Here is a 7,565-nt window from a genome sequence, read left to right on the forward strand (position 1 = left end):
GGAAATTCATGGCTGAAGTACAGGCGCACCCGGAGGAGCCGATTCATGGCTTGGTGAGTGATCGGTATTGTCTGTTTGAAGTGATTCTGCCGCGCATCCAAACAATGCGCGTGCTCTTGGTCAACAACCTCATCATCGAAGAGGCGCAGTATTCTGACACCGCCCGCCGTCAAAAAGATTTCAACGCCAAACGCTGGGCCGACCTCGAACGCAAGATTTCAGGCATGGCGCTCGCCAACATCGCAGGCAACGTGCAGCGGCTGGTGCAACGGCCCATTGTTCACACCGTGCATCTGGCGGATTTGAATGATACGACTGTGGCCGCGTTCGATCCCGACGCGATTGTGTTGAGCGGCACCTTGCGCGATTTCGATTTCTATCACCCCGAACTGCTGGCGGGCTTCCAGCAGTTCATCCGCCACACGCACGTGCCGGTGCTGGGCATTTGCGGCGGACATCAACTGGTCGGCCAGGCCTTTGGCGCGGAAATCACCACGATTGACGGCAAGCCGCCCGCCACGCGCCGCCAGGGGCGTTTGATTGAATATCAATATCGCTTCGTCAAGATTACCGACATCCACGACCCGATCTTTGCGGGCATCGAAGACCGGCCACATAAGTCGTCGGCGCACCTCTGGCAGAAATACACCGAACGCCGCCAACTGTTGCGCGTCTGGCAAAATCACGGCTTGGAAATTGACCGCCTGCCCACGGGCTTCAAACATCTGGCGCGCGGCTATCTGTCCGAATACCAAATGATCGTCAAACGCACGGCGGAGCAGTTGATTTACGCCGTGCAATTCCACCTGGAAAAGTCCTTTCAGGATTGGCAGGCCGACAATTACTGGGAGCATCGCAACGAAAGCCGCGACGGGCGGCTGCTCTTCGGCAACTTCCTGATCGAAGCCCTGAAGTATCGCGGCAAAGGCGAGCAACTGGTCAAAGGCAAACTGGAACCACTCCCTGTAGGCACGAAAGCCAAGACGGCTACGGCGGCAGGCGGCGGGAGCAGCGTACCCGCAACTGGGTTTTGACAAGTGCAGGGAACTGAACTGAGCCGCGCGCAGCGCGCCAATACAGTACGGGGAGCGTCAGCGACCTGAACCTGGGCGAGCGGATTGCTGACGGGTACAATGAACCCTGATGACCTGGGTTGCCGAGGCGCAGGTCACTCACGTTCCCCGTACCGTTTTGGCGCGCTGCGCGCATGATGAACTAACGATGAACACAAGCGAAATCCAGATCAAAGTGCTCCTCTTTGGCGCCTGCCGCGAAGCCGCCGGGCAGGAAGAATTGGCGTGCACCGTTCCGGCCCCGGCCACCGTCGCCGCTGCCTGGGCGCAGCTCAAACAGCTTCATCCGGTGCTGGCGGGCTTTGAACGCAGCGCGCTGTTTGCTGTGAACGAAGAGCATGCGCGGCAAGATCAGGGCTTGCAGGATGGGGATACGGTAGCGGTGTTTCCGCCAGTGTCGGGTGGGTGAAGAGCGGGAGCAGTTGAAGTTATGCGCTACGCGATGATTATTGAAAAAGGGGAGCGAAACTATTCGGCTTATCTGCCTGACTTGCCAGGTTGCATTGCCACTGGAAAAACGCTGGCCGAAGTGGCGCAGCAAATGCAGGATGCGATTGAATTACATCTACGTGGCTTGCGTGAAGATGGGTTGCCAAACCCAGAGCCAACAAGTTTGGTGGAGTATGTGGAAGCAGCCTAAAGGGCTGGCTGATTTTCCGCCACATGGTAGTAGAGGCTTTAACGGTGCTATCAAATCCTAGTTCAGATTAGAGGGTCTTCCATGGAAATGTCGGGATACATTGCGCTGCTGGTAGCAATTATTGTCAGTCGAATCATCAATGAGCGGGGCTACCGGAGGCTTTCTGCCGACGAGAAAGTGCGGTTGATGGATGGCTTCTCGGCGGCTCGTGCGTATTCTTTGATCCCGCTGGTGATTTTGATCCTTGCTTTCTATTTGATGATGACGCAAACAAGTTTTGACCCGAAGGTAGTCAGCGTTGGTTACTTCACGTTGCTGATTGGCTATGTCATCGTTCGTGCTGTACTGAACCAGCGAAGGATGAAGACATTGCAACTGCCATTGGTGTATCAGAAGTACTTCACTCTGTCGCAGGTTCTTTCAATGCTTGGTGTCGCGTGGTTCTTTTTCACTATGTTGTATGGGCGCCGCATGACTTAGTCCCAGGCCGAACAAGGTGCCAATGCTTATTTTATGAACGAAGACATTTTCGAAATTACCCGCGACCCCATAGACAAACGCGCCCTCAAACAACGCCTGCTCACCGGCGCGGCGGGCGCGGTCGTCGCCGTTGCCGTCACAGAAACATGCTTGTTACACTCGGCGCGTGGAATACACGATTGACTATTACAGCGAGCGCGTCCAGGAAGCGATCTTCGCCCTGCCGGATACGCTCGCGGCGCGCTATGTCGTGCTCACGCGCCGGATGGTTGCCGTCGGGCCAAAGCTTGGACAGCCGCACACGGAGGCTTTCAGCGATGGCTTATTTGAATTGCGGTTGAAGGGCGCAGAGGGCATCGCCCGCGTTTTTTTCTGCACGCTCGTGGGGCGGCGCATCGTGATGCTCCACGCGTTCGTCAAGAAGACACAAAAGACGCCGCAGCGCGAACTCGACATTGCCCGGAAGCGAATGAAAGAGGTGAAACATGCAAACTCATGAACAAGTCATCGAAAAGCTGCTGCGCCGCCCCGGCGTGCGCAAGGAAGTGGCCCGGATCGAACATGAGGAAGGCGCTTTGCTCGATCTGCTACTCAAGGCGCGGCACGATGCGGGTCTTACGCAAGCACAGGTCGCCGAGCGTATGGGTACGCAGCCCCCCGCCGTGGCCCGTCTTGAACGCGCGCTGGCCACTGGCAAGCGCTCCCCATCCATTGCCATGCTGCGCAAATACGCCCAGGCTTGCGGCCGGCGTCTGGTGCTGGAACTCGCGTAGTACGGCGCTGCTAACCTTAGAAGATCATCCTGTTCGGCTCGTATGCCTAGGGGCAGCCGCACGTGGATTCGGAGACTGATTTGCGCGAGTTGCCGGGAGATGGAAAGGTTTTATATGAAAGTTGTTACGGCGGAATGGATTGCCAAGGCAGAGGAGGATTTTACGTCGGCACAACGGACTCTGCGAGCGCGTAAATATATCAACTCCGAATTGGCCTGCTTTCTCGCACACGAGTCAGCGGAGAAATATCTGAAGGCACGCTTACACGAAGACGGCATCGTGTTTGAGAAAACGCTCGCCTGGAAAAAGACGGTCAAACTTGCGGTGGGGTTAGCGCCGAAATGGAAGGTGTTGCAACCGGAGTTGGCACAACTAGGCCCGTACACCCAAGATTATCTATACCCTGGCAAGGAGGCTAGTCAGCCTGAAGCGCGTCAGGCTGTTGAAAATTGCCGCCGAGTACGTCAGGTAATTCGCACGGCGTTTGGCTTGCCGGTTTGAGGACAAGCGATGAACGAAGACATTTTTGAAATTACCCGCGACCCCATAGACAAACGCGCCCTCGAACAACGCCTGCTCACGGGCGCGGCGGGCGCGGTCGTCACCTTTGACGGCACGGTGCGCAACCAGACCAAAGGCCGCCCCGTGGTCGAATTGCAGTACGAAGCCTATCCGCCGATGGCCGTCAAAGAGATGCGCAAGGTCGGCGACGAAATGCGTGCGCGCTGGCCCGACATTGCGGGCATCGGCATCGTCCACCGCTTCGGCCCGCTGGCGGTGACTGAATCGAGCATCGTCATCGTGGTGACTTCGCCGCACCGCAAAGTCGCGTTCGAGGCGTGTCATTACGCGATTGATCGCGTCAAACAGACCGTGCCGATTTGGAAGAAAGAGATTTTCGAGGACGGCGAAGCGTGGGTCGAAGGACAACGACCAGAGTAAAGCAAAAGGCAAAAGGCAAAAATCAAAAGTGCGGCACTTCATTTTTCGGTAGTGGCTCAAAGTGGAGAGGTCTGGCCGCGGATGAACGCTGGAAAACGCGGATCAGACCTGTTAGCCAATTCAATTGATCTGCGTTGGTCGGCGTTGATCTGCGGCGTGGCTCTCTCCCCATTGACCCACTACCCATTTTTCAAATGAAAAGAAGAGATGCCGTTATTTTTGCCTTTTGATTTTTGCCTTTTGATTTCAAAAGAACAAAGACCGCACTACCCAAGGCATCACGGTTCGCAAGGGCAGCGCGGTCTTTGTTTTTGGAGGAACCTACATTGCAATGGCCGAGGCCAGTCAGACCATCGCACGGCGTTCCACCTAGCAGCCTAGCAAAGCTGCATCTCGATGATGGGGACGGAAGACCGCTCAACACACGGCACCACGGTTCAATAGTGCTGAGCGGTCTTCGCGTTGGGGCGAACTTGGAGAAAGTCTGGATAAGTCTGGGAAAGTCCTGCGCGCAAGGCGTAGTAAGCTTTCGAGACTTCACAGGACTTCATCGAGACTTTGCGGAACTCAGCAGAGTCCACGCCTAACAAGTCGGAGGAAAGACCGGCACGATTAGGTTGGGTGCATTTACAGTGCCGGCATTCGCGTCGTTGAAGGTCAGTTTATGCAGGTTGTGGCCGCCGTTGAAGGCGTTCGCCACCGCACCCGTTTCGGGATGGTAGTTGAAGACGGCGCCAAGCAGGCCGCCGGTCGTATCCGTTGAAGAAAGCTTCAGCCAGCCGCTACGGCCCGCCGGGATGATCGTTTCAAAGCGCGGCGTCAAACGCGGCGTGGTGTTCGTCAGTTCCGTGCGCGTCTGGCAGGCGCCTGCGTCAATCGAAAAGCTGTAGCCGTGTTCGGCATCGTCATACAGGACGCCAAAGAGTTTGTTGATCGTCGCGGCGGCGAATGAAAGATTACCACCAATGCGATTGACGACGAGCAGCGTGCTGTTGCCGGTCGGGCGGTCGGCGATGTTGTCTGCCGCCAGCGTGCGCGGCAGCAGGTTGTAACTGCCAGGGCGGCTCGAGGCATCGAACCAGAGCGTGGCGCTTGGTGAAGCGGCGTCGCATTCGGCTACGCCGCCGTATTGCGCCGCAAAGGACTCGGCCAGCAGATTGCCGAAATGGCCCGAAGGCAGTTTGCAGAATTCGTCGCCGATCAGGTAGTTGAAACTGAGCGGACAGCCGGTGCGTTCGTCCACCGCCAACGCGACTAAATATCCGGTGACACCTGGGTCTACGTCAGACATCAGAAAGGTGACGGTTTGACTAGGCGTCAGGCACAGATAGGAATCCGCTACGCCGCAGTTTGCGCCGTCTACGAAAAACAAATGGACATAGGCTTGCGCGAGTTGATTGACGTTGGTCACACTGATGCGCGTATTGATTGCGTTGAATTCGGTGCTGCTAGACGAATAGATGTTATAGACCAGCAACGAACCGGCTTTTTGATCACTGACCACAGCAACATTGGGATACGGCGCGCCAGGCTCGGCGGCCAGAGTCGAAAGGGCTAGTAAGGGTGAGAGTACTAGAACGTGCAGCAGGTGTTTGTGTGTAGTACGCATTGCCAGTTCCCTACAGCCTCTGTCGGGCTGTTCTTGGGCATTGTGTTGATTGGGTCGTGGGCTGCGTTGATGTGGGGATGATGAGTCGCGTTGAAGCTTAGGTCGCCTTGAAGTGTAAGCGGGCGGGAAACATTACGGGGGCAGCGGCAAAGAACCTTGGAGCACTGAGACGGTACCGCGCGCGTGAGCAAGCGGCGCAAGCACGAGACACTTAATGGCTGAGGCTCTCAACGTCCGCTTGCTCACGCGCGCGGTACCGTCTCAATCTTTTCTTGCGAGGCTTGGCAGTGCTTCGTATGATGCGAGCAGCTTTTGGCTGAATTCAAAGATGCAGTAACCAAAATGTAGCAACCAAAATGTAGCAACAGGGAGATGTACAGCGATGGCACTGATTCGATTTACCGCCAACCACCAAGACCTCTCGACAGATCGCGGTTATCAATTCAAATTTTTCTGCGACAAATGCAATAACGGCTATATGACGCGCTTTCAGACTTCGATGACGGGCATCGCGGGTGACATCATGCGCGGCGTCGGCAATGTGCTGGGGGGCATTTGGTCGAATGTCGGCAACAGTACCTATGACATCCAGCGCGCCGTTGGCGGCCAGCAGCACGACAATGCTTTTGCCGAAGCGGTCGAAGAAGCCAAGCAGCACTTTCATCAATGCACACGGTGCGGTCACTGGGTCTGTCCCGATGTGTGCTGGAATGCCGCCGCCAATCTTTGCGAAGGCTGCGCGCCGAATTACGAAGAGGAGTTTGCCGCGCAACACGCTGCGGCCAAGGCTGAAGCGGCGCGCCAGCAACTTTACAACCGCGCCCAACAAACTGATTACGCATCACAAACCGAGATGAGCGCGGGGCATGTTTACGGAGCGCCCGCGCGTCCGGCAGTCAATCCGGTCACTAATGCCGCCAACGCGCCCTCAATCATCGGCGTGTCTTGCATGCAATGCGGCACGACTTCCAACAGCAAGTTCTGCCCGGAATGCGGGACGCCGATGAACGCCAAGCTGTCGTGCAAGGCTTGCGGAACTGAGATGGAAGGGAAGCCGAAGTTTTGCAAAGAGTGCGGGGCGAAGATTGAGTATCAGTCGTAATCCGCGATAACCGCGATAAGAGGGCATTGCGCCGCAGATGAACGCCAATAAGCAGATTTATTCGCTTCTCTCAGCGTTTAGCTGCGGCAGCGTTGGAAACTATTCCGCCGGTGGCTGCCATTTGGGGTGATTGCCATCGGCCAGCCGTTTTGTTTGGCCGTTCGTGTCGGAGAGCACGATCTCACTGCCATCGTCATAGGCCAGCAGGTTATTCAGGCCGTTCCATTCCAAGGGCAGCGAAATCATCATATCAATCGAGAGTTGCAACTGCGGCCCGCCCCAACGATCTACCAGAAAGAGCCTGCCGTAGCAAAGACCTATCTCTGAACAGGATTGCGACGGGTTGAAAATGATATAGCGGCTATCGGGCGACCAGGTAGCTTCCAAAATGTTGCGGCCACCCATCGTCTCTGCCGACGGTTCGAAGCCATACAACACGCTTAAATTCGAGACTTGCCATTTGCGGCCGGTTTCAATCTCGGCGACAAACAATTCCTCGCCACTGCCGACGACTTCCTTGAAAAGCACGAATTGCGTGTCCGGTGAAACAGACATTTCGCCGACCTGGCGAATGATAGGAGCAGTGGCCGAAGCCAGGGCATTATATTCATCCACGGCCAATTCACGGGCTTCGCGTTCGCCGATGGTGACGGCGTACACGCGCGCTTGCGAATCGGCGTCCAGCGCGTGCACGACCAGCGTGCGTTTATCCCGCCCCATTTCCAAGCGGTCAATCGTGATTCCGGCGGGCGCCGTCAATTCGCCGCCGCTGGCCAGATTGCCCGTTTCGATAGCCACATCATAAAAATGGTGGCCGATGGCATAGTAACAACGCTTGCCATCAGGCGACCAGAGAAAATCCTGGATGGTCGCACCGGCAGGCGCGCTGGCGATTTGGCGTAACCCGGTTCCGTCCGCATGCATCGCCCAGAGATTGCCTTCATAC

12 protein-coding genes are annotated in these 7,565 nt (G+C 56.5%); 10 read left to right on the forward strand and 2 right to left on the reverse strand.

The window, feature by feature from the left end; genetic code table 11:
• The first annotated feature begins 8 nt into the window (after window positions 1-8).
• The 9 genes from HY011_35190 (at window position 9) to HY011_35230 (ending at window position 3,908) form a co-directional block, all read left to right on the forward strand.
• Window positions 9-1,034, forward strand: coding sequence for a gamma-glutamyl-gamma-aminobutyrate hydrolase family protein (locus tag HY011_35190; protein MBI3428200.1), 1,026 nt, complete (start codon window positions 9-11; stop codon window positions 1,032-1,034).
• Between the two features lie 187 nt (window positions 1,035-1,221).
• Complete coding sequence (gene moaD / locus HY011_35195) at window positions 1,222-1,482, forward strand: molybdopterin converting factor subunit 1 (protein MBI3428201.1); 261 nt, start codon at window positions 1,222-1,224, stop codon at window positions 1,480-1,482.
• A 21-nt stretch (window positions 1,483-1,503) separates the two neighbouring features.
• Window positions 1,504-1,713 carry a type II toxin-antitoxin system HicB family antitoxin gene (locus HY011_35200; protein ID MBI3428202.1) on the forward strand — a complete coding sequence of 70 codons (210 nt, stop codon included), beginning with the start codon at window positions 1,504-1,506 and terminating at the stop codon, window positions 1,711-1,713.
• Between the two features lie 81 nt (window positions 1,714-1,794).
• Complete coding sequence (locus HY011_35205; protein ID MBI3428203.1) at window positions 1,795-2,193, forward strand: hypothetical protein; 399 nt, start codon at window positions 1,795-1,797, stop codon at window positions 2,191-2,193.
• A 33-nt stretch (window positions 2,194-2,226) separates the two neighbouring features.
• Window positions 2,227-2,376: a hypothetical protein gene (locus HY011_35210; protein MBI3428204.1), complete on the forward strand. Its 150-nt coding sequence runs from the start codon at window positions 2,227-2,229 to the stop codon at window positions 2,374-2,376.
• Window positions 2,360-2,692, forward strand: coding sequence for a type II toxin-antitoxin system RelE/ParE family toxin (locus tag HY011_35215; protein MBI3428205.1), 333 nt, complete (start codon window positions 2,360-2,362; stop codon window positions 2,690-2,692). Before HY011_35210 ends, HY011_35215 begins: the two co-directional genes overlap by 17 nt.
• A complete protein-coding gene (locus tag HY011_35220) occupies window positions 2,679-2,966 on the forward strand; it encodes a helix-turn-helix transcriptional regulator (protein ID MBI3428206.1) in 288 nt (95 codons plus the stop codon). Before HY011_35215 ends, HY011_35220 begins: the two co-directional genes overlap by 14 nt.
• Window positions 2,967-3,080: 114 nt before the next feature.
• The gene (locus HY011_35225) at window positions 3,081-3,467 is read left to right on the forward strand and encodes a HEPN domain-containing protein (protein MBI3428207.1); all 387 of its coding nucleotides are present in this window, start codon (window positions 3,081-3,083) and stop codon (window positions 3,465-3,467) included.
• Window positions 3,468-3,476: 9 nt separating this feature from the next.
• Entirely contained in the window at window positions 3,477-3,908 is a 432-nt protein-coding gene (locus tag HY011_35230; GenBank protein MBI3428208.1) for a molybdenum cofactor biosynthesis protein MoaE, read from the forward strand.
• Between the two features lie 583 nt (window positions 3,909-4,491).
• Here the strand turns inward: HY011_35230 and HY011_35235 are convergent.
• Complete coding sequence (locus HY011_35235; GenBank protein ID MBI3428209.1) at window positions 4,492-5,517, reverse strand: hypothetical protein; 1,026 nt, start codon at window positions 5,515-5,517, stop codon at window positions 4,492-4,494.
• Between the two features lie 382 nt (window positions 5,518-5,899).
• On the opposite strand from HY011_35235, the gene HY011_35240 reads away from it, so the two are divergent.
• On the forward strand, window positions 5,900-6,619 hold the full coding sequence (locus HY011_35240; GenBank protein MBI3428210.1) for a zinc ribbon domain-containing protein: 720 nt from the start codon (window positions 5,900-5,902) through the stop codon (window positions 6,617-6,619).
• Between the two features lie 99 nt (window positions 6,620-6,718).
• Here HY011_35240 and HY011_35245 read toward each other — a convergent pair whose 3' ends face one another.
• The gene (locus tag HY011_35245) at window positions 6,719-7,543 is read right to left on the reverse strand and encodes a PD40 domain-containing protein (protein ID MBI3428211.1); all 825 of its coding nucleotides are present in this window, start codon (window positions 7,541-7,543) and stop codon (window positions 6,719-6,721) included.
• Between the last annotated feature and the right edge of the window lie 22 nt (window positions 7,544-7,565).

Source organism: Acidobacteriota bacterium (assembly GCA_016196035.1).
Lineage (GTDB): Bacteria > Acidobacteriota > Blastocatellia > RBC074 > RBC074 > JACPYM01.

Coding starts and splice junctions, on each gene's coding strand:
- HY011_35190 (MBI3428200.1), top strand. CDS start 9: ATGGCTGAAGTACAGGCGCACCCGGAGGAGCCGATTCATGGCTTGGTG.
- moaD (MBI3428201.1), top strand. CDS start 1,222: ATGAACACAAGCGAAATCCAGATCAAAGTGCTCCTCTTTGGCGCCTGC.
- HY011_35200 (MBI3428202.1), top strand. CDS start 1,504: ATGCGCTACGCGATGATTATTGAAAAAGGGGAGCGAAACTATTCGGCT.
- HY011_35205 (MBI3428203.1), top strand. CDS start 1,795: ATGGAAATGTCGGGATACATTGCGCTGCTGGTAGCAATTATTGTCAGT.
- HY011_35210 (MBI3428204.1), top strand. CDS start 2,227: ATGAACGAAGACATTTTCGAAATTACCCGCGACCCCATAGACAAACGC.
- HY011_35220 (MBI3428206.1), top strand. CDS start 2,679: ATGCAAACTCATGAACAAGTCATCGAAAAGCTGCTGCGCCGCCCCGGC.
- HY011_35225 (MBI3428207.1), top strand. CDS start 3,081: ATGAAAGTTGTTACGGCGGAATGGATTGCCAAGGCAGAGGAGGATTTT.
- HY011_35230 (MBI3428208.1), top strand. CDS start 3,477: ATGAACGAAGACATTTTTGAAATTACCCGCGACCCCATAGACAAACGC.
- HY011_35235 (MBI3428209.1), bottom strand. CDS start 5,517: ATGCGTACTACACACAAACACCTGCTGCACGTTCTAGTACTCTCACCC.
- HY011_35240 (MBI3428210.1), top strand. CDS start 5,900: ATGGCACTGATTCGATTTACCGCCAACCACCAAGACCTCTCGACAGAT.
- HY011_35245 (MBI3428211.1), bottom strand. CDS start 7,543: ATGCATGCGGACGGAACCGGGTTACGCCAAATCGCCAGCGCGCCTGCC.